At 62.3% G+C, this 23571-nt stretch carries 19 protein-coding genes; 9 read left to right on the top strand and 10 right to left on the bottom strand.

Annotated elements, in window-relative coordinates:
* Positions 1-45: 45 nt before the first annotated feature.
* Complete coding sequence (locus tag KYK83_RS13140; protein ID WP_222828566.1) at positions 46-1125, top strand: mechanosensitive ion channel family protein; 1080 nt, start codon at positions 46-48, stop codon at positions 1123-1125.
* On the opposite strand, the gene KYK83_RS13135 is transcribed toward KYK83_RS13140, so the two are convergent.
* Positions 1122-3449, bottom strand: coding sequence for a CDC48 family AAA ATPase (locus tag KYK83_RS13135; protein WP_222828606.1), 2328 nt, complete (start codon positions 3447-3449; stop codon positions 1122-1124). The two genes, KYK83_RS13140 and KYK83_RS13135, sit on opposite strands and share 4 nt — an antisense overlap.
* A 515-nt stretch (positions 3450-3964) precedes the next feature.
* Between KYK83_RS13135 and KYK83_RS13130 the strand changes: the two genes are divergently transcribed.
* From KYK83_RS13130 to KYK83_RS13120, 3 genes are all read left to right on the top strand, one after another.
* Positions 3965-4888, top strand: coding sequence for a 5'-nucleotidase, lipoprotein e(P4) family (locus tag KYK83_RS13130; RefSeq protein ID WP_222828565.1), 924 nt, complete (start codon positions 3965-3967; stop codon positions 4886-4888).
* A gap of 62 nt (positions 4889-4950) precedes the next feature.
* Positions 4951-6084 (top strand): NAD(P)H-dependent flavin oxidoreductase, encoded by a 1134-nt coding sequence (locus KYK83_RS13125; protein WP_248284458.1) that lies wholly within the window; start codon positions 4951-4953, stop codon positions 6082-6084.
* Positions 6085-6121: 37 nt separating this feature from the next.
* Complete coding sequence (locus KYK83_RS13120; RefSeq protein WP_222828605.1) at positions 6122-7261, top strand: CaiB/BaiF CoA transferase family protein; 1140 nt, start codon at positions 6122-6124, stop codon at positions 7259-7261.
* 3 nt (positions 7262-7264) lie between these two features.
* Here KYK83_RS13120 and metK read toward each other — a convergent pair whose 3' ends face one another.
* The 6 genes from metK to hisS all read right to left on the bottom strand — a co-directional run bounded on the left by metK (position 7265) and on the right by hisS (position 14383).
* Entirely contained in the window at positions 7265-8503 is a 1239-nt protein-coding gene (metK, locus tag KYK83_RS13115) for a methionine adenosyltransferase (RefSeq protein WP_222828563.1), read from the bottom strand.
* Between the two features lie 30 nt (positions 8504-8533).
* The gene (lnt, locus tag KYK83_RS13110) at positions 8534-10126 is read right to left on the bottom strand and encodes an apolipoprotein N-acyltransferase (protein ID WP_222828562.1); all 1593 of its coding nucleotides are present in this window, start codon (positions 10124-10126) and stop codon (positions 8534-8536) included.
* Between the two features lie 42 nt (positions 10127-10168).
* Positions 10169-10930: a DUF4167 domain-containing protein gene (locus KYK83_RS13105; RefSeq protein ID WP_222828561.1), complete on the bottom strand. Its 762-nt coding sequence runs from the start codon at positions 10928-10930 to the stop codon at positions 10169-10171.
* A gap of 241 nt (positions 10931-11171) precedes the next feature.
* Positions 11172-12002 carry a peptide chain release factor N(5)-glutamine methyltransferase gene (prmC, locus tag KYK83_RS13100; protein WP_222828560.1) on the bottom strand — a complete coding sequence of 277 codons (831 nt, stop codon included), beginning with the start codon at positions 12000-12002 and terminating at the stop codon, positions 11172-11174.
* Positions 12003-12035: 33 nt separating this feature from the next.
* Positions 12036-13103, bottom strand: a complete 1068-nt coding sequence (gene prfA, locus KYK83_RS13095; RefSeq protein WP_196847485.1) for a peptide chain release factor 1 — start codon at positions 13101-13103, stop codon at positions 12036-12038.
* Positions 13104-13105: 2 nt separating this feature from the next.
* Positions 13106-14383, bottom strand: a complete 1278-nt coding sequence (gene hisS / locus KYK83_RS13090; RefSeq protein ID WP_222828559.1) for a histidine--tRNA ligase — start codon at positions 14381-14383, stop codon at positions 13106-13108.
* A 139-nt stretch (positions 14384-14522) separates the two neighbouring features.
* Between hisS and KYK83_RS13085 the strand changes: the two genes are divergently transcribed.
* Positions 14523-16463, top strand: coding sequence for a M61 family metallopeptidase (locus KYK83_RS13085; RefSeq protein ID WP_222828558.1), 1941 nt, complete (start codon positions 14523-14525; stop codon positions 16461-16463).
* A gap of 97 nt (positions 16464-16560) precedes the next feature.
* Positions 16561-17094 carry an inorganic diphosphatase gene (gene ppa, locus KYK83_RS13080; protein WP_103022989.1) on the top strand — a complete coding sequence of 178 codons (534 nt, stop codon included), beginning with the start codon at positions 16561-16563 and terminating at the stop codon, positions 17092-17094.
* A 3-nt stretch (positions 17095-17097) separates the two neighbouring features.
* Here ppa and KYK83_RS13075 read toward each other — a convergent pair whose 3' ends face one another.
* The 3 genes from KYK83_RS13075 to KYK83_RS13065 form a co-directional block, all read right to left on the bottom strand.
* Positions 17098-18471, bottom strand: a complete 1374-nt coding sequence (locus KYK83_RS13075) for a mechanosensitive ion channel domain-containing protein (RefSeq protein ID WP_346729469.1) — start codon at positions 18469-18471, stop codon at positions 17098-17100.
* Entirely contained in the window at positions 18468-19814 is a 1347-nt protein-coding gene (locus KYK83_RS13070; protein WP_222828557.1) for a TldD/PmbA family protein, read from the bottom strand. The genes KYK83_RS13075 and KYK83_RS13070 overlap by 4 nt, the downstream gene beginning before the upstream one ends.
* A gap of 73 nt (positions 19815-19887) precedes the next feature.
* On the bottom strand, positions 19888-20262 hold the full coding sequence (locus KYK83_RS13065) for a hypothetical protein (protein WP_103022987.1): 375 nt from the start codon (positions 20260-20262) through the stop codon (positions 19888-19890).
* A 209-nt stretch (positions 20263-20471) separates the two neighbouring features.
* Here KYK83_RS13065 and lptB point away from each other — a divergent pair, with 209 nt between their 5' ends.
* From lptB to ctrA, 3 genes are all read left to right on the top strand, one after another.
* Positions 20472-21242 (top strand): LPS export ABC transporter ATP-binding protein, encoded by a 771-nt coding sequence (gene lptB / locus KYK83_RS13060; protein WP_234003092.1) that lies wholly within the window; start codon positions 20472-20474, stop codon positions 21240-21242.
* 26 nt (positions 21243-21268) lie between these two features.
* Positions 21269-22726 (top strand): RNA polymerase factor sigma-54, encoded by a 1458-nt coding sequence (rpoN, locus tag KYK83_RS13055; protein WP_103022986.1) that lies wholly within the window; start codon positions 21269-21271, stop codon positions 22724-22726.
* A 141-nt stretch (positions 22727-22867) separates the two neighbouring features.
* A complete protein-coding gene (ctrA, locus tag KYK83_RS13050; protein WP_050601718.1) occupies positions 22868-23563 on the top strand; it encodes a response regulator transcription factor CtrA in 696 nt (231 codons plus the stop codon).
* Positions 23564-23571 lie beyond the last annotated feature (8 nt).

Here is a 23571-nt window from a genome sequence, read left to right as displayed (position 1 = left end):
GCTTGGACTTGCGTTACCCAGCGTGCCTCCATACCGATTACGCCGATGCTTGACCGCTACTATCCTGCCAATTGGCCGATCTCCGTCGAAGGCCTGATCCACACGTTGATCGCGCTTGCGGCATCCATCTTGATCGCCGTCGTGATACACTGGATCGTGTTCGCCATTCTGCGTCGAATTGCGCGGACATCGACCAGTGTCTTTGACGATGTTCTAGTCGAAGCAGTCCGTAAACCGCTGCGCTGGGCCGCGATAGCGTTCGCGGTTGCCATTTCCGCAGAGAACGATGCGCTGACCGGCCGCGGCTGGGATATCCTGACACGCTTTCTGATCCCCGCCGTGGTAGGATGGGTCGCCTATTCTGCCGTACGCGGTCTCGCCCTAGGATTTGAAAGACAGATCGGATTCTCGGGTGACCCGGTCGCGCACCGTGGTCGCCTCACACGGATTGCGATCCTGTCGCGCACTGTAAAGGTCGGGATCGTCATCATCACGATTTCCCTGATCATGCTCAACATCCCCGGTGTTCGCGATGTCGGGACTACAATGCTGGCCTCGGCAGGTCTCGCCGCCCTGGCAGTGGGCGCCGCTGCGCAGCCTGCACTCAAATCGCTTATTGCTGGACTACAGATGGCTTTGACACAGCCTCTACGGATCGGGGATCTGGTCAAGGTCGATGATCAGGCCGGGCGCGTGGAAGAAATCCGGATGAGCTTCGTGACGGTCCGCACTTGGGACGAACGCGTTCTGGTCGTTCCTACGACACGCTTTCTCGACCAGAGTTTCGAAAACTGGTCGCGGGTAAGCGAGCGGCTGACAGGGCCGGTCATGCTGCATCTCGATCCCATCGCCGAGATCGATCCGATCCGCGAGGAATTCGAACGCTTCGTTCAATCCAATCCGTTGTGGGATGGGCGCAATCTGGAATTGTTGATGACCGAAGCCTATCCGGAAAGCGTCGAGTTGCGTCTGTCGATGAGCGCAGAGACGATTGGCGACCTATGGACGCTGCGCTGCGAAGTCCGCGAACACATGCTCGGCTGGATCAAACAGAACCAGCCAGACGCGCTGATCCGCCACCGACTCGAAGTGGAAGCGGCGAACCAGCGCGCAACCGGAGCTTAGTCCCCGGCCGGCGGCGAGTGCTTCTCGTCACGCGTGCTTTCGACCATTCCTTCGTAAACGAAGCCGATCGGTCGCACATCTGCAGCGCGCTTCTTCAGTTCGCCCTGCATCTTCTTGTACTCCGCTTCCATCTGAGACGTCACGGTGGCGCGGCTGTCTCCCAAGGCCTCGGTGAAATCGGCACCGGTCACTTCCTGCACGTCGCCACCTGCTCGGTGGAGCGCGTTGAGGCCTGCCCGGCGCACCACGTCTTCCAGGTCCGCGCCGGTAAAGCGTTCGGTCTTCGAAGCTACATCGACCAGATTGACGTCGTCAGCCAGCGGCATGTCCTTCGTGTGTATCCGCAGGATCTGTTCGCGACCGCCCTTGTCGGGTGTTCCGACATAAACCAGTTCGTCGAAGCGGCCCGGGCGCAGCAGCGCAGGATCGACAAGAGTGGGACGATTGGTCGCACCAATCACCACCACCGACTGCAATTCTTCGAGCCCGTCCATTTCGGCCAGAATGGTATTCACCACCCGCCCGGTCACCTGGGGTTCGCCCTGCCCGCTTCCGCGTGCCGGAACCAGACTGTCGATCTCGTCGATGAACACGACGCAGGGCGCGACAGCCCTCGCCCGTTTGAACATCCGTGCGATCTGCTGTTCGCTCTCGCCATACCATTTGGATAGCAAGTCCGAACTTTTCATCGAAATGAAGTTCGCCTTCGCCTCCTTGGCGACGGCCTTTGCCAACAAGGTCTTGCCTGTACCGGGGGGTCCATAAAGTAAAAAGCCCTGAGCAGGCCGGATACCGAGACGATGAAACGCCTCGGGGTTTTTCATTGGCAGCTCGATGCCTTCCTTGAGCTTGCCGATAGCATCGCCGACCCCGCCAATATCGGACCATGCGACATTGGGCACCTGAACCATGACTTCGCGCATGGCGCTTGGTTGGATACGCTTCAGCGCAGAGAGGAAATCCTCGCGGCCTACATATAGGTCGTCGAGCACTTCAGGTGGAATGGTTCGCTCGTCCAGATCGATTCGCGGCATGATCCGCCGTACCGCGTCGATCGCTGCTTCTCGCGCAAGTGCCGCGATATCTGCCCCGACGAAGCCGTAAGTCGCCTTGGCCAGTTCGTTCAGGTCGACCCTGTCGCCCAGCGGCATTCCGCGTGTGTGGATGCCAAGAATTTCCCGGCGCCCACTTTCGTCAGGTACGCCGATCACGATCTCGCGGTCGAAGCGTCCAGGCCTGCGCAATGCCTCGTCGATCGCTTCAGGTCGGTTGGTCGCAGCAATCACGACCAGGTTCGAGCGGGCTTCCAGCCCGTCCATCAAGGTCAGAAGCTGCGCAACAAGCCGCTTCTCCGCTTCGCCCGGAACGCGATCTCTCTTCGGCGCGATCGAATCGATTTCGTCTATGAAGATGATGGCCGGTGCTGCCTTCGTCGCCTGCTCGAAAACTTCACGCAGCGCTTTTTCGCTGTCGCCATAGCCCGACCCCATGATCTCGGGACCGTTGATGGTGAAGAAGTTGGCATCGCTTTCATTGGCGACTGCCTGAGCAAGCCGGGTCTTGCCCGTTCCCGGCGGGCCGTGCAGCAAGACGCCCTTGGGCGGATCGACACCCAAGCGCGTGAACAATTCTGGGTAACGCAAAGGCAACTCGACCATCTCGCGCAATTGCTGGATGGTTTCACCCATGCCGCCGACATCGTCATAATTGACGACCGCACGCGCATCGCGCGGCGGCTCGAATTCGGCGCGCAGTTCAACCTCGGTATTCTCGTCGATATGGACGATGCCCTTGGGTGTCGTCGCGACCACACTCAGGCGAATCTGCGTGAGGGCATAGGCTGGTGCGTTGAACATGCGGCGCACTTCCGGTGGCATGTTCTGAACCGGCTGCTGTCCGGTCGTCGCAACTAGGTCGCCCGCGACAAGAGGCTTTCTGAAGAAGTTGCGCTTCAGCGCCTGCGCCGGGCCCTGCAAACGCATTTCCCGCTGCGCCGGCGCAAACACCACTCGGGTCGCAGGGCGCGATTCGGCGACAACCACGTTCACATGCTCGCCCGACCCGACCTGTGCATTGCCGCGCTGGAGACCGTCGAGCCGCACCACATCGAGACTTTGATCTTCGTCATAAGCGGCCATGGCGATGGCAGCGGTTGCGCGCTTTCCGGTAATCTCGACGACATCGCCCTCGGTAATCCCCAGCGCCTGGAAAGCAGAACGCGGCATACGCGCGATACCCTGGCCACTTTCTTCCTGCCGCGCTGCTGCGACCTGCAATCTCACTGTCTTTTCTTCTACCGCTGTCGCAGCGTCCGCATCGGCCATTGGGTCGTATTCCCGTTCCTGTTCGTCTTGCTGGTTCACTTGGGGGTGGCCCCTGTGAGATACAATGAAGGAAGACGCCGCGCGGGTCCGCTCAAGCCAGAAAAAAGCCCGGCTGGAAAACCAACCGGGCTTAAAAGTCTTGGGAGAGGATGCCTAAAAGGCACGAGGAGATATGCGTGCCAAGCGGCTTTTGTGCAAGTGCGAAAAGGACAATTTTGATTGCATAATGCGCAACAAACTTCGCAGCCTCGTCATTAACGCAATGATTTCCCTTAACTTGCGTCAGCGGCTTCGGCGCGCCTTCCTGCTGCGTTGCACAATTATTGTAGTGTTGAGAATGTTATCAATTTTCAGGGGGCACAAGGTTGATTTCGACGCGAGTTTCTGGGTCGCAAGGACCTGTGGCGCGTACATAGTCAACCACTTCCGGTCGTTGATACAGTCGATTGCGTTTCCATGGCTTGCTGTGGCAAATCCCGCGACCTGCATTCTCTTGATCGTTCTGGACCTTTTAAATGAAACAAATTTTGACCCTCGCCGCCAGCGCAGTGGCCCTAGCCGGTTGCGCGACCATGAATTCGGGCCCTGTCGCTGGCTCCGCGACGGCGGGGAACGTGAAAACGGCGCCGGACACCATGCGCTGGCTCTACGGTTCGGGCGAAGCTGCAGCGGCGTCTATCCAGACCTGGCGTCAGATCGCCGATTACTCGATCGCCGTTGTCCGCCAGCGAAAGGCTCCGCAATCGGTTCCCATGGGTCTGCCAAACGGGACCACTGGCAGCATCGGAACGCCGTCCTGCATCAAGGCCGACGGTACTGCCAAACCATTTGCAGCCGTGTTCGACGTCGATGAGACGGTGCTCCTTAATACAGGCTATGAATACTGGCAGGCACTGACGGGTAAGCCGTTCGATGCCGACGAATGGGCACAATGGGCCAATAACGGCGCCGGGATCGCGCAACCGGTCCCTGGTGCAGTGACCGGCCTGCGCCGCCTTCGTGAAGCCGGAATTACGGTCATCTTCAATACCAACCGCGATTCGGACACCGCTGCTGGTGCCGTGGCAGCGATCGAAGCAGCGGGGACCGGGCCGGCTGTACACGGACAAACCCTCTTTCTGCGCGGCGACGACGATATGGGAAGCCGCAAGGATGGGCGCCGGGCGAAGATAGCCGAGAATTACTGCGTGATCGCCATGGCAGGCGACAATCTCGGCGATTTTGCCGACGTATTCAACGCGGATGAAAGTGCGATTGCTGCGCGGCGGACAATGGTCGCGCGCGGCGAATACGCACAGCTTTGGGGCAATGGCTGGTTTCTCGTACCGAACCCCGTTTACGGGGCCTGGCAAAAGGGTACTCTTGACGAGGTATTTCCGCCTGAAACCCGGTGGAAGCCATCGCCCGGCGACGCTCCGGTTACGATGACCCGCCCGTAAAGGCGGCTTGCACAGCCGAGTGCGCGGGATAGGCTGTCTCCCAGGAGGACATGCCCATGCCGATGAACCGCATATGTGAACTGACCGGGGCGGAGTTTCCACTCTTCGCCTTCAGCCACTGTCGCGACGTTGTGGCTGCCGTCAGCAAGGCGGGCGGGTTCGGGGTGCTGGGCGCTACGCGCTTCAGTCCCGAGCAGCTCGAGCAAGAGCTTGCCTGGATCGATTCGCATGTGGACGGGGCACCTTACGGCGTGGATGTTCTCGTTCCCGAAGTGATCGATCCTCGCGTCAGCGAATTGTCCGATAACAAGAGCCGGGCTGCGGCTATCGATCCCGCCTATCAAGGCTTCGTCAATTCCGTTCTCGGCCAATATGGAATTGCGCCCGAAGCCGAGATGCCGATCCTTCGCGAACGCATGGGTATCACCTCCGAGAACGGCCTTGCCCTGATGGAAGTCGCATTCCGACATCCCATCCGGCTGATTGCCAACGCATTGGGCATTGCCCCGCCCGCGATGATAAAGGAAGGCAAGCAGTGCGGCGTGCCGGTAGCTGCGCTGGTCGGGGCCAAGGAACATGCGATCCGCCAGGCCGAAGCGGGTGTCGACATCATCGTTGCGCAGGGCACGGAAGCGGGCGGCCACTGCGGCGAAGTATCGACGCTGGTGCTCGTCCCCGAGGTCGTGCGCGAACTCGCCCACCACGGTTATGATATCCCGGTGCTCGCTGCCGGGGGCATCATGACCGGGGGTCAGATGGCCGGAATGATGGCGGCGGGTGCACAGGGAGCATGGACGGGATCGGTCTGGCTCGCCACACCCGAAGCGGAGACGAGCGAGGCTTTCCGCGCCAAGATGGTCGCAGCGCGCAGTCGCGATACGGTCCGCTCGCGCAGCCGGACTGGCAAGCCCGCTCGCCAACTCAAGACAGCATGGCACGATGCCTGGGATGCGCCGGGCGGTCCGGGAACCCTCCCCATGCCGCTGATGGGGATGGTCTCCGAACCCGCTTTCGCCCGGATCGAACGGGAGGCTGCGTCGGGCAATAAGGGTGCGAACGAGCTGGTAAGTTATTTCGTGGGTCAGGGCGTGGGGTTGGTCGAACAGGTTCGTTCCAGCCGACAGGTGGTTCAGGATTTCCGCGAAGAATTCCTCGATGCCATCGGCAGCCTCGCCGCATCCGTCGGCATGGAGTGACTTGACCGGCGCGAAGCTGCCGCGCAAGCCGCACGCCATGTGGCTCGATACCCCTCGCAATCCGAACGCTCCCCTTGCCGGGCTGAAAGTCCTCGAACTTGCGCGCGTCCTGGCAGGCCCGTGGGCTGGCCAGATCCTCGCCGACCTCGGTGCCGACGTGATCAAGGTGGAAAGCCCCGATGGCGATGGGACCCGCAAATGGGGCCCACCCTGGATTGAGCGCGACCACGGGGAACGTGAAGCCGCCTATTACCACGCCGCCAATCGGGGGAAGCGTTCGATTATCGCCGATTTCAGGGACGAGGATGATCTGGCTCGTATCCATGATCTGGCATCCTCAGCCGACGTAGTGCTCGAAAACTTCAAAACCGGGACACTGACGAAATTCGGCCTCGACTATAAACGCCTCGCCCAGGTCAACGCCCGGCTCGTTTATTGCTCGATTACGGGGTTCGGGCAGACGGGACCGCGTGCGCACGAAGCAGGCTACGATTTCGTTATTCAGGCGATGAGCGGTTTCATGGCCCTGACGGGTGAGCCGCTGGGACAGCCGATGAAGATGGGCATTTCCATATCGGACCTCACCTGCGGACTGTACTCCGTTATCGGCATTCAGGCCGCGCTCGCCATGCGCGCGCGGACAGGTCGCGGACAGCATGTCGACATGGCACTGCTGGACTGTTCGGTAGGTTTGCTTGCCAGCCAGGCGATGCATTTTCTCACTACCGGCGAAAATCCACCCCGAATGGGTAACGAGCACGCACAGGTCAGCGCCTATGGCGTATTCCCCGTCGCCGATGGCAAGGTTGTGCTCGCACCTGCCAACGACGGCCTTTTCCGCCGCCTCCTGACCCTACTCGGTCGCAACGATCTGCTGACCGACGAACGCTTCGCCACCAACGAGGGACGCCTGGCCAATCGCGATGAGCTCGATGCGATTATCGCAGGTGAAACGTCCAAGTGGCAGATGGACGAATTGCTTGCCGGTTGCGCGGCGGCTGGGATCCCGGCCGGCCGCGTCAACGCCGTGGATGCCGTGTTCGACGACCCTCAGGTGAAAGCCCGCGGCATGCGTCTCGATCTCGATGGCATTCCCGGCGTACGCACGCCGCTCACTTTCTCCGATGCGGAGCTGGCACTCGATCGCCCCAGCCCGCGCAAGGGAGAACACGGCTGAACGTTAGTTTAGCGCAGCCTTCAGATCGTCGACCAGATCGGTGCGCTCCCAAGGGAAGTGCTCGCCATCGGCCTGACGACCGAAATGGCCATAGGCCGCGCTCTGGCGATAGATCGGCTTGTTCAATCCGAGATGCATGCGGATACCGCGCGGGGTAAGACCACCCAGTTTCTCGATCCCGCGGATCGCGTCCTCGAGTGCCTCATCGGTGACGCCATCGGCACTGGTGCCGTGAGTATCAACATACAGCGAGAGAGGCTTGGATACTCCGATCGCATAGGACAGCTGGATAGTGCAGCGCTTGGCAAGTCCGGCCGCCACGATGTTCTTCGCCAGATAGCGGGTGATATAGGCGGCTGAACGGTCGACCTTGGTCGGGTCCTTCCCGCTGAAGGCGCCGCCGCCATGCGGGGCCGCACCACCATAAGTATCGACGATGATCTTGCGGCCGGTAAGGCCGGCATCACCATCGGGTCCGCCGATTTCGAACGCCCCGGTGGGATTGATATGCCATTCGGTTTCGTCGGTCAGCCAGCCTTCGGGCATGATATCGCCGACAACCTTTTTCACATAGGACTTGAGTTCGGCTTCCTTTTCGCCCTCATGATAGCCTTTGCCATGCTGGGTCGAAACGACCACTGCGGTGCAGGCCACCGGCTTGCCGTTTTCATAGCGCAGCGTAACCTGGCTCTTGGCGTCGGGCTCGAGGAAGGGTGCAGTGCGGCTCTTGCGGTCAGCGGCCAGCTGTTCGAGGATCTTGTGGCTGTAGTCGAGGGTCGCCGGCATGAGATCGGGCGTCTCGTCGCATGCGAATCCGAACATGATGCCCTGATCGCCTGCACCTTCGTCCTTGTTGCCGCTTGCATCCACGCCTTGGGCGATCTCGGATGACTGGCCGTGAAGGTGGTTTTCGAAGGTCAGCGTCTTCCAGTGAAAACCGTCCTGCTCATAGCCGATATCGCGCACGGTCTGGCGAACAGCGCGCTCGATCTCTTCCTTCGCACCGGGTGCCCATCCCCCGTTGACGGCCCAGTCGGAATTCTTGGCGTCGTACATGGGCGCGCAGCGAATTTCGCCCGACAGGATGACACGCTGGGTGGTCGTCATGGTTTCGCAAGCCACGCGCGCTTCCGCATCCTTGGCCAGCATCAGATCGACGATGGCGTCGGAAATCTGATCCGAAACCTTATCGGGGTGCCCTTCCGAAACGCTTTCGGATGTGAACAGGAAACTGGTGCGCATAGAGATCGAAATCCTGATATAAAGAAGTCTTTATGTGTCTTTCCTGCGGTAGCCTTCCATGCGTCGTCTGGCAACCAGTGAAAGCGCAAGCAGAGCGACGCCCCAAAGCAGCGTGAGCCAGTGGCCAAGTCGGGCGAAGGGCGTGGCAGCATGCGGCGGAGGTACGAGCGTATCGATTCGCCCTGCAACATTGCGCCCGATATGCTCGCGCACAACGCCGCGAGCATCGATCACGGCGCTGATCCCGGTCGTAGTGGATCGCAGCACCGGTAGTCCTTCTTCCGCAGCACGCATTCGCGCCTGCGCAAGGTGCTGTGGCGGCCCCCAGAGGCCGAACCAACCATCATTCGACGGGTTGAAGATATAATCGGGGCGGTTGGCCCGATCCACCACTTCGCCGGAGAACACGATTTCGTAGCAGATCTGCATGCCCGCGCGCCCATAGTCGCTCAGGTCCTGGGTCTGCGGGCCCGGTCCCGGGATGAAATCGATTGTCCCGGCAACGAGCCGCGAAAGGCCCAGTGGCTCGAGCAGGCTGCGCATCGGCAGGTATTCGCCGTACGGCACCAGATGCGCCTTGGCGTATCTCTCGCCCAATTGACCCTGCGGATCGACCGAGGTGACCGTGTTATACGCCCCCACCGCTTTTTCGCGCCCGTCGACCATTCCGATTTCGAGGTCCACGACACCGGTCAGCAACAGGCTGTCCGGACCGATGGCCTGCCCCACGCGTGCGCGGGCGAAGGCGGGATCGCCCGCCGCCGTCATCTGGGTGTAGTACCGCTGCGGATAGCCATCGCGCAGGTAGTCGGGGATTCCGCTTTCCGGCCACAGTACCAAGCGCCGGCTTTGCGGCCCTTCGGCACGGCTCAGCCCGGCGATGCGCTGGAATTGTTCCTCGAACTTGGAAGCATCGTCGATCTCGTCCTGTCGCAGATTGGGCTGCACCAGCGTCAGCGGCAAACTCCCGTCGCGGCCCTTCCCAGCCGGGAAATAGACCATGGCAACCACGAAACAGACAAGCCCTATGCCGACGAACCGTTTCGCCTGCCCAAGCCAGACAAGTGCGACGGCGAGGGCGACCGTTATCCCCGACAGGGCATAACTGCCGGCATAAGGCAGGAGGACGGCAAAGCCCGGTCGATCCCACGGGCCCAGCATCATCATGGAGAACGGCCCCCAGCTGTAACCGCTGAAAACCCAGCTACGCAGCCATTCGGCTGCGATCCACATGGCGCCGAAGGCTAGGGCAAAGGCGAGGAGGTTTGCCCGGCGCGCGATCAGCCAGGCCGCGCAGGTGGCAAAAGCGGGCCACACGGCGAGATACAGCGCCAGCAGCGGAACGGCAGCCCAACCGAGGATCGCAGGCATTTCCGCCTGATAGGTAAAGGCAGTGGCAATCCAGTTGTCGGTGACGGTGAAATGGGCGACGCCGAACAGCCATCCGGCCAGAAGCGCGCGTTTCCAGCTTGGCGAATAAAAGGCCAGCCAGCCGAAAGTCCCCATAGCCGCCAGGCCGAGCGGCCACAGGTGAAGGGGCTGGAAACCGAAAGCGGATGCCGCGCCCAGCAAGAGCGCGGCAATATTCGGGTGCGATCGGGCCAAGCCGGGGATTTTCTCCATCGGCCTGACCCTTAAATCGTCAGGTCAGCACTGCAAGCGCGATCAACCGACAGCGCTTACTTCGCTATCGTCTTCCTGCTTGCGCCGACGGCGGCGCGGTGCAGGTTTTTCATCGGAATCGTTCGCGCCGATCGACGGCGGCAGCACGGTGGCATCGATACCGCCATCGCTTCCCGCCGAGCTATCGCTCGTCTTCGGCTTGCGCGGTGCGCGACGCTTCTTGGGTGCTTCACCCTCTTCGTCGCGGCGTGTGAACGGATTATCGGAAGGCTCGAACTCGCTTTCGTCATCACCGCCATCGTCGTTGCGCGGTTTGCGACCGCGCGGCTTGCGAGCACCGTCGTCTTCGTTCTCGGAACGGCGAGCGCGCGGCTGGCGCACTTCGTCTTCATCGTCATCCCGATCGTCGCGGCGAGCGCGCGGCTTGCGATTGTCGTCGTCCTGATCGTCGCGGCGACCGCGCGGACGCCGATTGTTGCGGCGATCATCACCGTCGTCATCATCGTCGTCATCGTCTGACTGGTTGTGTCCGCGCTCGTCGTGGCGTTTCGCCTTGGCTTCGTCCTGACGGGCCTTGTTGTCGGCGATGACACGGAAATAATGGTCGGCGAACTGCAGATAATATTCGGCCTGCACGCGGTCGCCATTATGCTGGGCGTCCTGGGCAAGCTTCTTGTACTTGTCGAGCAGTTGCGGGGCATTGCCGCGAGCGCGGCTGTCGATCCGGTTGCCCGAATTGGCGCCGCCCTGATTGCGATTATTCCCGCGTCCGCGACGGCGGTTATTATTGCGATTGTTGTTCAAGGGTAGCTGGTCCTCATTAAATGCGCGGCGTAGACCATAAAACCGGTCCACAACTGGCCGCGTGACCCCTTGCGCGCCTGCGCCTGTCGCAGTTCGCGTGCCCCGGTTTGTGCATGGTATGCGGGGCCGGAGCCTCGCACCAAAACTGCAATGTCGGAGCTGGAACCGGTGGGGAGGCGTTAGCCGCGCACCACTGGCCTGGGGCCAGAGTTAAGCGTTCGAATCGCCTTTGCCAAGTCTTTTATCTCAGGATCAATGCGCGCGGTCGATCGGCAAGGTCGCGGCGCGTCTCCACGGCGAAGCCCGATTCGCTCGAGATAGCTCCGACGGCTTCGGCCTGCCCTGCCCCGATTTCGAATATCGCGACGCCGCCGGGCACAAGCAGCTTGCCAAGTTGTGGAACTACGGCCCGATAGTCGTCAAGTCCTTCCGGCCCGGCAAACAGCGCCGTAGCCGGTTCGAATTCGCGCACGTCGGGATCGAGGACGGCATCGCTTTCGACATAGGGGGGATTGCACAGCACCAGGTCGAAACGGCCCAGATCGTGCTCCCAGTCCGCCTCCAGCCAGTTCGCTTGTACAAATTGCGCGCGCTTCGCCAGCCCCAGCCGCTGGCCATTGGCGCGGGCCACGGCAAGAGCAGCAGCAGAGGCGTCGATGCCCACCCCCTTTGCATCGGGCCGCTCGTGCAGGAAAGCCAGCAGCAGCGCGCCCGACCCTGTCCCCATATCGAGCACGCGGGCATCGTGCCGGGCATAATCGAGCGCTGCCTGGACGATCGTTTCGCTGTCGCCGCGCGGGATCAGCGTATCGGGGGTCACGGCGAACTCGAGCCCGAAGAATTCCTGTACGCCCAGCAGATGCGCCACAGGCTCGTGAGCCGCGCGTCGTTCAACCAGCCGATCGAAACCGGGCGCATGCGGCGCAGCCTCGTCACGCATCCGCAACAGCAGCAGTTGGGAACGTGACACGCCCAGCACATGCGCCATCAGCAGTTCGGCATCGAGCCGGGCGGTATCGCTGGTGGCGCAAAGTCGCTCCGCTGCCGCGCGGATCGCGTCGGCAATGGTCATGCGGCCATCCATCGGGTCACACAGACCACGGCGTTATTCGGCCATTGCGGCAAGCCGCTTTGCCTCATCCTCGGCGATCAGTGCGTCGACCAGTTCGCCAAGGCCCGGCCCGGCAATGATCTGCGGCAGTTTCTGCAGAGTCAGGCCGATCCGGTGGTCGGTCACCCGGCCCTGCGGATAATTGTAGGTGCGGATGCGCTCCGAACGGTCGCCGCTGCCTACCATGGCCTTGCGCGCTTCCGCTTCGGCCCCTTGCGTCGCCTCGCGCTGCGCATCGTAAAGCCGGGTACGCAGCACCTGCATCGCCTTTTCGCGGTTCTTGTGCTGGCTGCGGCCGTCCTGACAAGTGACGACGGTATTCGTGGGCAAGTGCGTGATGCGGATCGCGCTGTCGGTGGTGTTGACGTGCTGCCCGCCCGCGCCGCTGGCCCGATAGGTGTCGATCTTGAGGTCGGTCGGATCGATCTGCACGTCGACCTCGTCCGGCTCGGGCAGGACGGCCACGGTCGCGGCAGAGGTGTGGATGCGCCCGCCGCTTTCGGTCTCGGGCACGCGCTGCACGCGGTGCACACCGCTTTCGAACTTCAATTTCGCGAAAACACCGGTGCCGGTGACATTGGCAACGATTTCCTTGAAACCGCCGACCTCGCTTGCGCTCATGCTGACCGGCTCGACCTTCCAGCCCTGCTCGGCCGCGAAACGCTCGTACATGCGATAAAGATCGCCCGCGAAAAGCGCTGCCTCGTCGCCGCCCGTCCCCGCGCGGATTTCGAGCATGGCGGGTTTGGCATCGGCGCTGTCGCGCGGCAGCATGGCGACGGCCAGCGAATGCTCTGCCTCGGGCAGGCGCTTCTTCAGCGCAGCGATTTCCTCTTCGGCCATCGCTTTCATTTCCGGATCGGCGAGCATTTCCTCCAGATCGACAAGCTCCGCCCGCATCGCCTGAACCTCGGCAGCGACCTTGGCCACCGGCTCGAGTTCGGCATAATCGCGGCTCGCCTGGACGAAGTCATCGCCTTCGAGCTGGCCAGACGCCATCCGCGCCTCGAGCTCGGCGAAGCGGTGGGTGATCTGGTCGAGGCGCTCGGCTGGAATTTGCATCTTCAATACGTATCGTCCGGGATGTCCCAGCGGCTAGTGAAAGCAGCGAAAGCTTCATCCTGGAGAGTAATTTCTGGAAGCGTCACAACCCAATTCTGCCGAGCTGTGCCGTCCTCCCGCAAATCCATTGAAACCAGCACTCCCGGATCGGTCTTGCGCGCTTTGTCATACCGCTTGCGGGGGCTTCCAGTTGCAAATAGCTCTGTCGAGATTCCCATCCGACGAAGCATTGACACAGCAGCGATGGCATCATGCTCGCGCGCAGAATTTTCAACGACGACCGCGATTTCGACGCGCTTCTCTTCTTGAGCCCCCACCAGCATCGCCAACCGTTCGATCCCCGCAGCCCAACCGACCGCGGGCGTAGGCGCACCGCCGAGACTTTCCATCAGCCCATCATAGCGTCCGCCGCCGAGAATAGTGCTCTGGCTCCCGAGTTTGCCTGCCGCTTCGCTGCCCTCATCAGGGATGAATTCGAACGCCGTGTGGCGGTAATAGTCGAGCCCGCGCACCAGGCTTTCCGCGCGCGTCCACTTTACGCCCGCGGCATCGAGGCCGCTGGTCACCGCATCGAAGAAGGCTTTCGCTTCGTCCGTCAGGAAATCGTCGATCTTCGGCGCATCGGCAACGAAACGCTGGTCGCGGCGATCCTTGCTGTCGAGAATGCGCAGCGGATTCTTCTCCAGCCGCTCCTGCGAATCTTCGGACAGTTCGTCTTTCACTTCGCGGAAGTGCTCGACCAGCGCGGCGCGCCATGCCTCGCGGCTATCGCCATCGCCCAGCGTGTTGAGGTGCAATGTCACGCCCTCGATGCCCAGTTCCTTCAGCAAATGATCGGCCATGGCCAGCAGCTCGACATCTGCTTGTGGTTCCCCCGCACCGATGATTTCGGCGTCGATCTGGTGGAACTGGCGATACCGCCCCTTCTGAGGGCGCTCGTAACGGAACAGCGGCCCATGCGTCGCCAGCTTTACCGGGGCATGCTGCTGCCAGCCGTTCGACAGAAATGCGCGGGCGATCCCGGCGGTAAATTCGGGACGCAGGGTCAGGCTCTCGCCGCCGCGATCGTCGAAGCTGTACATTTCCTTCGAGACCACGTCGGTCGTCTCGCCGATCGCGCGGCTGAATACCTCGGTCTTCTCGAACACCGGCATTTCGGCGCGGCGGAAGCGATAGAGCTTGCGCACACGCTCGAAGGTTTCGACCACGAAGGCGAAAGCCTCGGCATCGGCGCCGAAAATATCCTGGGTGCCACGGATGGCTTGCGGGGTCTTGCTCATGGCGCGCGCTTTAGGTGCGTTGGGCCTCGGCAGCAAGCGGTCGGCACGCCGCCACCCTTCTGCACGTCGGTGGAGCCGAGCGTGCCGCTGGTCGAGGGCGGCCTTGCCTTCCGCAGGCCGCCCAAGCATCTACACCGCCATGAAAATCACCACCGTTCCCGCTACGCTCGTCGCTGCCCTGCTCGTCTCCAGTCCGCTCCAGGCCCAGCCGGATACCAACTCCGCGCCGATCGCGCCGCAACTTGGCGATGCGACTCCACTGCCCCAGGATACGCCGTGGCCCGGTGGAACGATCGGACTCAATATCGATGCCACCGATACCCGCCGTGCGGTCTATTCGGTTACCGAGACGATCCCGGTGCCTGCCGGAATGCGCGAACTGGCCCTCCTGCTTCCCGAATGGCTGCCGGGGAAACATTCCGCTCGCGGGCAGATCAACCTGCTGTCGAACATCCGCTTTACCGCCAACGGCCAGCCACTCGAATGGAAACGCGATCCGCTCGACGTTTTCCGCTTCGTGGTCGACGTGCCGGAAGGTGTCACGGAAGTAACAGCACAGTTCATGCACACCTCGCCCGTCACCGGCCGCGAGGGACGGATCACCATGACGCAGGAAATGCTCAACCTTCAGTGGGAAGCGATGAGCCTCTACCCCGAAGGCCATTACACGCGCCGCATTGCGTTCAAGCCTACGGTCACCGTTCCGCAGGGTTGGGAAGTGTTCACCGCGCTCGATGGCAAGGCGCGCAGCGGCGACACGGTGACCTGGGAAACGGTCGACTACGAAACGCTGGTCGATTCGCCGATCTTCGCGGGCCGTTACGCGAAGCAATGGTCGCTAGATCCCGAAGTCACGCTCGATGCAGTGGCCGATGCGCCCAAATATCTCGAGCTTGCACCTGAAAACCTGCGCACCTTCGAAAAGCTGATCGACGAGGCGGATGCGGTTTTCGGCGCGCGCCATTTCGATCACTACAATTTCCTGCTGGCGATGACCGATCGCATGGGCGGGATCGGGCTGGAGCATCACCGGTCCAGCGAAAACCAGTACGAGCCGGAAGCGCTGATCGACTGGGAAAAGATGGATTGGGCCCGCAACGTCGTCAGCCACGAACTGGTTCACAGTTGGAACGGCAAGTTCCGCCGGCCAGAGGGCCTGTGGACGCCCGACTATCGCACCCCGATGCAGAACTCGCTGATGTGGGTTTACGAAGGCCAGACCCAGTTCTGGGGTTGGGTGCTGGCGGCTCGTTCGGGTCTGCAGGAAAAGGACACGGTGCTGGGCATGTTCGCCAATGCCGTGGCCAATTATTCCGAAGGCCAGCCCGGCCGTGCCTGGCGCAGTGTCGAGGATACGACTTACGACCCGATCACCAATTCGCGGCGTCCCCTGCCCTACAGTTCCCTCCAGCGTAGCGAGGACTATTATGTCGAAGGCGCGCTCACCTGGCTGGAAGCGGACCAGATCATCCGCGAAGGCACCAGGGGGCGCAAGGGTCTCGACGACTTCGCCAAGGCATTCTTCGGCAAGAGCGATGGCGACTGGGGCGTGTCGACCTATGACTTCGACGAAATCGTGGAGACGCTGAATGCGATCTATCCCTACGACTGGGCCGAATTCCTCGACACACGGCTGCGCCAGCCCGACCAGCCCGCCCCCGTGCGCGGTCTCGAAAAAGCCGGCTATCGCCTCGTCTGGAAAGACACTCCGAACCCCTATGCCGAAGGGCGCAGTTCCAGCGGCAAGTCGCTGGATCTGTTCTATTCGCTCGGCGTCGTTCTCGATGGCGACGGCAAGGTGTCCTCCACCTTGTGGGATGGGCCTGCATTCGATGCCGGTATCGTCAACGGCGCCACGATCGTCGCCGTCAACGGCGATGCCTATTCCAAGGACGTCATTCGCGATGCAGTGACCGCGGCCAAGGATGGTAGCGAACCGATCACCTTGCTGGTCAAGCGGGGCGAACGCTTCGATACTCTGGAAATCCCCTATCACGGCGGCCTGCGCTATCCGTGGATCGAACCGGTATCGGGCGGCACCCAGGGTCTCGATCGCCTTCTGGCAGCGCGCACGAAATAGGCAGCAAGGCGGGTTGCTAGCCGGACGGACGGACTATAAGGCGCGGCGCGAAGTCTTTCTGGGGAGAGGGGCCGACCACAACGAGAGATTAGCTGCAATGCGCATCGAAATGATTCCGACCGGCGACAATCCGCCCGAAAGCCTCAACGTCATTATCGAGGTCCCGACCGGCGGCGAACCGGTAAAGTACGAATTCGACAAGGAATCGGGCGCCCTGTTCGTCGACCGCATCCTGCACACGCCGATGCGCTATCCTGCGAACTACGGCTTCGTGCCGCACACGCTTTCGCCCGATGGCGACCCGCTCGACGCGCTGGTCATTTCGCGCAGCCCCTTCATTCCCGGCTGCGTGGTGCGGGCCCGTCCGATCGGCGTGCTCAATCTCGAGGATGAACATGGCGGCGACGAAAAGCTCGTCTGCGTACCGATCGATACGACCTTCCCCTATTATTCGGATGTCGCCGAAACCAAGGATCTGCCAAGCATCATCTTCCAGCAGATCGAGCACTTCTTCACCCACTACAAGGACCTGGAAAAGGAAAAGTGGGTGCGGATCGGCAATTGGGGCGATGCGGCCGAAGCCAAGCGCATCATTCTGGAAAGCGTCGAGCGCTACAACAGCTCCAACTAGGCGCTATTCGACGGGGCGCGAGTGGTCGAGCAGATCCTTTTCCTGCTCGCTCCCGCCGCGCCTTCGTTCCTGTTCCACCATCTCGCCGATTTCGTTTGCAGGCCGGATGTCCTCCGCCTCGGCAATCGTTTCGAGCGATGGCTTCGAGGGCTTAGCCTCGCTGGTCGCGACCTTGCCTGATTCGCCTGCAGGCATCATCGGGATGGTGGCCGAACGCGAATCGAAGCGCAGGCGATAGATCGGTTCCGGCAAGGCAAAGCCCGCTTCTTCCAGCGCCACCTTGAGCGTCGCGATCGCGCGCGTTCGCGCCTTGAAGAAATCCGCCTCGCCCTGGTCGATCCAGCCGAGGAATTTCAGCACGATATTGGAATCGCCGACTTCTTCGATCCGCGCTTCGGGCGGCGGCTCGGCAAGCACGAAGGGCAGGCCAGCCAGCGTATCGCGCCCCAGCTTCAGCGCCGCCGTTGGATCGTCGTCCGCATCCACGCCCAGATCGAAATCGAACCGGCGCTGCGGGTTGCGGGTGTAATTGAGGATGACCGCCTTGAAGACCTGTCCGTTGGGAATGCGCAGCTGATTGCCGTCCAGCGTCATCAGCACGGTCGCGCGGCTCGTCAGGCGAATGACCCGCCCTTCGAGGTCGTCGATCACCACATGGTCGTTCGCGCGAAAGGGCTGCCGCAGCGACAGCATCAGCGATGCGACGTAGTTTTCGATCGTGTCGCGCATCGCAAATCCCAGCGCGATACCGATCAGCCCTGCCCCGCCCAGAACCGCGCCCAGCAGCGCCGTCGCCCCGATGATGTCGAGCGCGATGACCAGCCCCAGCACCACGAATACGAAGCGGATCGCACTGGAGATCAGTTCTGCCAGGAAGCTGTTGGGAGCGATACGGTGCCACACGCTCCCCAGCCCCGCCAGGAGATAACCGAACAGGGCGATGATCGCCCACACGGCCAGCGCGGCGGCAATCAGCGGCAGCATTCTGAGGAAGCCGTTCCAGCGGTCGGCCAGATTGGAAATCCCCGCACTTCCCGCCGACAGCGACAGGTCGCGCTCCAGACCGTTCTCGACCGTCACTACCCCCGATACCCGGCTCGCGATGGCTTCGGCGCGGCTCACGTCTTCCGGCTTGGGCACCGTACCCGACAGCGAGACCACGCCTTCCCGCACCATGATGTCCACGCCGCGAAAGGCGGGCAGCTCGGAAAAAATGCCGGAGATCCGCTCTGCGATCCGCTCGTCGTCGCCGGCATCGCGCGTCGCTGCGATCGTCTGCTCCGGGGTCGGCGTTGCAACCGGATCGGACGGCGCCTCGAGCTGGGCCGCCGCCGGCACTGCCAGCAGCAGGGCCAGTAGGGCGAACAGCCGTATCACTGCCCCGCCACGAACATGCCGTCGATGCGGAAGGTCGGCACATCCAGCCCGCGCACCAGTTCCAGATCGCTCGCCGGTACGAGTGCGCGGAACATTTCCGGCAGCGTCCCGGCGATGGTGATTTCGGCCACGGGTTCGGCCAGCTCGCCATTGCGGATGCGCAGCCCGCTCGCACCGCGGCTGTAATCGCCGGTCACCAGATTGACGCCCTGACCGAACAGATCGGTGACGAACAGGCCATCCTCGATATCGGCGATCAGTTCGGCAACGCTCGCTTCGCCTGCGGCCAGATAGATATTGCCCGCCGCCACGCCCGGCGATCCGCCCCCGCCCCTGCTGGCATGGCCGGTCAGGCTGAGGTCGAGCTGCGCGGCACTGGCGACATTGGTCAGCCAGCCGAAGATACGGCCGTTCGACACCAGATCGCGCGGCACGCTGGCCACGCCCTCCCCGTCGTAATTGCGCGACCGCAGGCCCCGCAGGCGCTGCGGATCTTCGGCGATACGGATCGCACTGTCGAAAAGCTGCTCGTCTTCCCGCCCGATCAGGAAGCTCGCCTTGCGCGCGATGGAAGGCGCGGTCATCGCGCCGAGCAGGTGGCCGATGATGCCGCCACCCACGCGCGGGTCGAACACCACGGGCATCTTGCCCGACGGGATCGACACCGGGCGCACCTTGCGCACCGCGCGCTCGCCCGCTTCCTGTCCGATACCGGCCGGGTCGGGCAGATCGCTGCGGTGGCGCTGCGTGCGATAGGCATAATCGGTCTGCTTGTCGGCGCCTTCGCCTGCCACGACGCTGGCGGAAAACGTGTGCGATCCGCCGGAATATCCGCGGGCAAAACCGTTGGTGGCCGCAAGTGCAAAGACCGACCGGGATGCCGATGCACTGCCCCCGTTGGAATTGGTGACCCCGGCAACGCCGCGCGCCGCATCTTCGGCGGCCAGCGCGGCTTCGCGCAATTCTTCCGGCGACGGGTCGACCCCGTCGTGCAGATCCAGATCGACGCCATCGCCGCTGAACAGCGCATCGGCCGGGGCCAGCCCGCCATAGGGATCTTCCGGCGCCAGCCGCGCCATTTCAACCGCACGTTCCGCCAGCAGTTTCAACCCTTCGGGCGCAAAATCGCTGGTGCTGATCGATGCCGATCGCCGCCCGACGAACACGCGCAGGCCGATCTCTTCGCTTTCCGATCGCTCGACGTCCTCCAGGGCACCGAGGCGCACGCCGACACTTTCGGAAGCGGATGCGCGGGCAACGGCATCGGCCTCGTCCGCGCCCATCTTGCGGGCCAGTTGGATCAGGTCCTGGCAGCGGGCCAGCGCGGTGTCGGGCCCGATCATGGCATCAGCCGGAAGTGTGCAATCATCCGCGCGAGGTAGGGCGCGCCCTTCCCGCTGACAACCGGTGAATGGATCAGGAGAAGAGCAGCTTGAAGAACATCGTCAGTACGACAGGCAGGCCGATGGCCAGCAGCCAGAGCATGATCTGGTCGCGGCGGAAGGCCGGCTTCATGTCCGGGTCGGCCGCCCTGGCGTCGGACAGTCCCGACCAGCGCCGCTCGAACCAGCGGCAGGCAGGAATGATGCCGCCCACCAGAATGACGAGGGCGAGATAGGGAACGATGGAAGAAACGCCGTCTTTCATCGCGTTGACAGTCATGAATATCTGAAGACCGGTATAGACCAGCAGTGCGAATGCGACATTGTCGCTCATGGATCGTCGCCAGTCGCGAGCCCTGCTTGTCCGGTGCCCGCTTGCGATGTCCTTTTCATAGAGCGCTTTGCTCATTGCACTGTTCCTCTCTACCCCTTCTCGAATCGCATTGTTTCAAAAATGCCGCACCCTGGCAAGCAATCGTGCGCACGCATGCTCCACTTGTCCATATATGGTGCGGCACATCGCCCATGCACGAATCCTGCCAGTTGGTCGAAAAGGGCCGCATGCGGGGTTCTCATGGCTGGAACGCGTGCTATGTCGCGCCCATGGCGGATGTAGAGATGAGCCCTGACAACGACGCGGTCCACGAAGCCGCCCCTCCCATCCCGCAGGGGGGACTGGAAGTCATTTCCATAGCCAAGAGCTATGACAATCGCGCCGTCCTGACGGATATTTCGCTCTCGGTGGGCAAGGGCGAAGTCCTCGGCCTGCTCGGCCCGAACGGGGCCGGCAAGACCACCTGTTTCTATTCCATCATGGGCCTCGTGCGTCCCGATGCGGGCCGCATCCTGATGGATGGGGAAGATGTGACCAATCTCCCCATGTATCGCCGCGCCATCCTCGGCCTCGGCTATCTGCCGCAGGAAACCAGCATCTTTCGCGGGATGACGGTCGAACAGAACATCAATTGCGTGCTCGAAATGGTCGAACCCGATGCCGACACGCGCACGCAGGAACTGGAACGGCTGCTGGACGAATTCGGCCTTACCCGCCTTCGCTCCAGCCCCGCCATGGCGCTTTCGGGTGGTGAACGGCGCCGCGCCGAAATCGCCCGCGCACTGGCGGCCAAGCCGTCGATCATGCTGCTGGACGAACCGTTCGCCGGGATCGACCCCCTGTCCATCAGCGACATTCGCGACCTGGTCAAAGATCTCAAGACTCGCGGAATCGGCGTTCTGATCACCGATCACAACGTCCGCGAAACGCTGGAGATCGTGGACCGGGCCTGCATCATCTATGGCGGTCAGGTACTCTTTGCCGGCACGCCGGAAGCCTTGGTGGCGGATGAAAACGTCCGCCGCCTCTATCTGGGCGAGAGCTTCACCCTGTGATGCCCGCTATCGCGAGGATCTAGCTCATGGCGCTGGGGCCGCGCCTCGATATCCGGCAGACCCAGTCGCTGGTGATGACGCCCCAGCTCCAGCAGGCGATCAAGCTGCTGGCGCTGTCCAATCTCGAAATCGAAACCTTCGTTGCCGAAGCGCTCGAATCGAACCCGCTCCTCGAAATGGGCGAAGTCCGGCGCGAAGCGGGCGAGGATTCGCCTGCCGAACCGTCGGAGCATGACAGCGCGCCCGATTTCGGCGGCGAAGGCGCGCTCGATGTCGCCGACCATGCGCTCGATCCGGAAGCTGCACCGGGCGATTTCATCCACGGCGAAGGCGGCGACTGGAGCCGCGGGGACATCGCCAGCGGTGCCGAATTGCCGGATCTGGAAAACCGGTCTTCCGGCAGCCCGACCCTGTCGGATCACCTTGCCAGCCAGATCGGCCTCGTCGCCCATGACGAACGCGAGGCGCTCATCGCCCTGCGGATTATCGGCGAACTCGACGAGGCCGGCTATCTGCTGACCGATCTGCGGCAGGTGGCCGATGAACTGGGCATCCCGCTGGCAGAGGCCGAACGGGCGCTGGCCACCGTCCAGTCGCTCGATCCCACCGGCGTAGGCGCGCGATCGCTGGCGGAATGCCTGGCGCTGCAGGCGCGCGAGGCCGATCGCTACGATCCGTGCATGGCGCGGCTGATCGACAATCTCCACCTGGTTGCAGCCGGCGACATCGGACGGCTCAAACGCATGTGCGAAGTCGACGATGAAGACTTCGCCGACATGCTTGCCGAATTGCGCAGTTACGATCCCAAGCCCGGTCTCGCCCATGCAGGCGGCGATGAAGGCGCGGTGGTGCCCGACGTACTGGTTACGCCCAGCGCCGATGGGTGGGACATCCGCCTCAATGAAGCCAGCCTCCCCCGGCTCGTGGTTAACCGCGAATACTATCTCGAACTGAAAGGCGGGGCGCGCGACAAGGCTTCGCAAAGCTGGCTCAACGAACAGCTCGGTGAAGCCGACTGGCTTATCCGGGCGCTCGACCAGCGGCAGAAGACGATTCTCAAGACGTCGGCCGAAATCGTGAAACGGCAGGAGCGATTCTTCCGCGAAGGGGTGACGGCGATGCGCCCGCTGACCTTGCGCGAAGTGGCCGAGAAGATCGAAATGCACGAATCGACCGTCAGCCGCGTTACCAGCAACAAATATCTGTCCTGCCCGCGCGGCACGTTCGAACTGAAATATTTCTTCTCGAGCGGCGTCGCCGCGGCCGATGGCGAAGGCGCCTCTGCCGAAGCGATCAAGGCGCGCATCCGCGCCTTGTGCGATGCCGAAGACCCCAAGAAAGTCCTCTCGGACGAGGCTCTGGCCGGGCTTCTCAAGCAGGAAGGCTACGATCTCGCACGGCGCACGGTCGCCAAATATCGCGAGGCGATCGGGATCGGGTCCAGCGCGCAACGGCGGCGGCAGAAGAAACTGGCGGCGCTCTGACACCTGTCTGCCACAGGGAAAAAAGTTAACGCACTTTACTTCGCGTTAACCTTTTTCCTTCAGACCAAATGTGGTTAATACAGGACAACACCTCTATGGGTGTTACCGACGGACACTAGGGAACCAACGGGGGACATCCCAATGCGTGTACTGCTGATCGAAGACGAGCCGACAACGGCCAAGGCCATCGAGCTTATGCTCACGACCGAAGGCTTCAATGTCTACTCGACCGACCTCGGCGAAGAAGGCTTGGATCTCGGCAAGCTGTATGATTACGACATCATCCTGCTCGATCTGAACCTGCCCGACATGCACGGTTACGACGTGCTCAAGAAACTCCGCGTCGCCAAAGTGCAGACGCCGGTCCTGATCCTTTCGGGCATTGCCGAAATGGACAGCAAGATCCGCTCGTTCGGCTTCGGTGCCGACGATTACGTGACCAAGCCCTTCCACCGCGAAGAACTGGTCGCCCGCATTCACGCCGTGGTGCGTCGCTCCAAGGGCCACAGCCAGTCGGTCATCCGTACCGGCAAGCTGGCCGTCAACCTCGACGCCAAGACCGTCGAAGTGGATGGCGCCCGCGTTCACCTCACCGGCAAGGAATACGCCATGCTGGAGCTGCTTTCGCTCCGCAAGGGCACCACGCTGACCAAGGAAATGTTCCTCAACCACCTTTATGGCGGCATGGACGAACCCGAACTCAAGATCATCGACGTCTTCATCTGCAAGCTGCGCAAGAAGCTCAGCCATGCCTGCGGCGGCGAAAATTACATCGAGACCGTATGGGGCCGCGGCTATGTGCTGCGCGACCCGAACGAAGAGGCGGAAGCCGCCTGACACTGCAT

This window comes from Qipengyuania pacifica, from assembly GCF_019857205.1.
Lineage (GTDB): Bacteria > Pseudomonadota > Alphaproteobacteria > Sphingomonadales > Sphingomonadaceae > Qipengyuania > Qipengyuania pacifica.
The sequence above is the reverse complement of the archived record's forward strand: the minus strand, read 5'-3'. Positions and strand labels throughout refer to the sequence as shown.

What these genes read in the sequence shown, in the direction of transcription:
- KYK83_RS13140 (WP_222828566.1), top strand. Translation starts at nt 46, where the DNA reads ATGCTTGACCGCTACTATCCTGCCAATTGGCCGATCTCCGTCGAAGGC.
- hisS (WP_222828559.1), bottom strand. Translation starts at nt 14,383, where the DNA reads ATGAGCAAGACCCCGCAAGCCATCCGTGGCACCCAGGATATTTTCGGC.
- KYK83_RS13130 (WP_222828565.1), top strand. Translation starts at nt 3,965, where the DNA reads ATGAAACAAATTTTGACCCTCGCCGCCAGCGCAGTGGCCCTAGCCGGT.
- KYK83_RS13070 (WP_222828557.1), bottom strand. Translation starts at nt 19,814, where the DNA reads ATGATCGGGCCCGACACCGCGCTGGCCCGCTGCCAGGACCTGATCCAA.
- ppa (WP_103022989.1), top strand. Translation starts at nt 16,561, where the DNA reads ATGCGCATCGAAATGATTCCGACCGGCGACAATCCGCCCGAAAGCCTC.
- prfA (WP_196847485.1), bottom strand. Translation starts at nt 13,103, where the DNA reads ATGCAAATTCCAGCCGAGCGCCTCGACCAGATCACCCACCGCTTCGCC.
- KYK83_RS13125 (WP_248284458.1), top strand. Translation starts at nt 4,951, where the DNA reads ATGAACCGCATATGTGAACTGACCGGGGCGGAGTTTCCACTCTTCGCC.
- KYK83_RS13135 (WP_222828606.1), bottom strand. Translation starts at nt 3,449, where the DNA reads ATGGCCGATGCGGACGCTGCGACAGCGGTAGAAGAAAAGACAGTGAGA.
- KYK83_RS13065 (WP_103022987.1), bottom strand. Translation starts at nt 20,262, where the DNA reads ATGAGCAAAGCGCTCTATGAAAAGGACATCGCAAGCGGGCACCGGACA.
- lnt (WP_222828562.1), bottom strand. Translation starts at nt 10,126, where the DNA reads ATGGAGAAAATCCCCGGCTTGGCCCGATCGCACCCGAATATTGCCGCG.
- ctrA (WP_050601718.1), top strand. Translation starts at nt 22,868, where the DNA reads ATGCGTGTACTGCTGATCGAAGACGAGCCGACAACGGCCAAGGCCATC.
- metK (WP_222828563.1), bottom strand. Translation starts at nt 8,503, where the DNA reads ATGCGCACCAGTTTCCTGTTCACATCCGAAAGCGTTTCGGAAGGGCAC.
- KYK83_RS13085 (WP_222828558.1), top strand. Translation starts at nt 14,523, where the DNA reads ATGAAAATCACCACCGTTCCCGCTACGCTCGTCGCTGCCCTGCTCGTC.
- prmC (WP_222828560.1), bottom strand. Translation starts at nt 12,002, where the DNA reads ATGACCATTGCCGACGCGATCCGCGCGGCAGCGGAGCGACTTTGCGCC.
- rpoN (WP_103022986.1), top strand. Translation starts at nt 21,269, where the DNA reads ATGGCGCTGGGGCCGCGCCTCGATATCCGGCAGACCCAGTCGCTGGTG.
- KYK83_RS13120 (WP_222828605.1), top strand. Translation starts at nt 6,122, where the DNA reads ATGTGGCTCGATACCCCTCGCAATCCGAACGCTCCCCTTGCCGGGCTG.
- lptB (WP_234003092.1), top strand. Translation starts at nt 20,472, where the DNA reads ATGAGCCCTGACAACGACGCGGTCCACGAAGCCGCCCCTCCCATCCCG.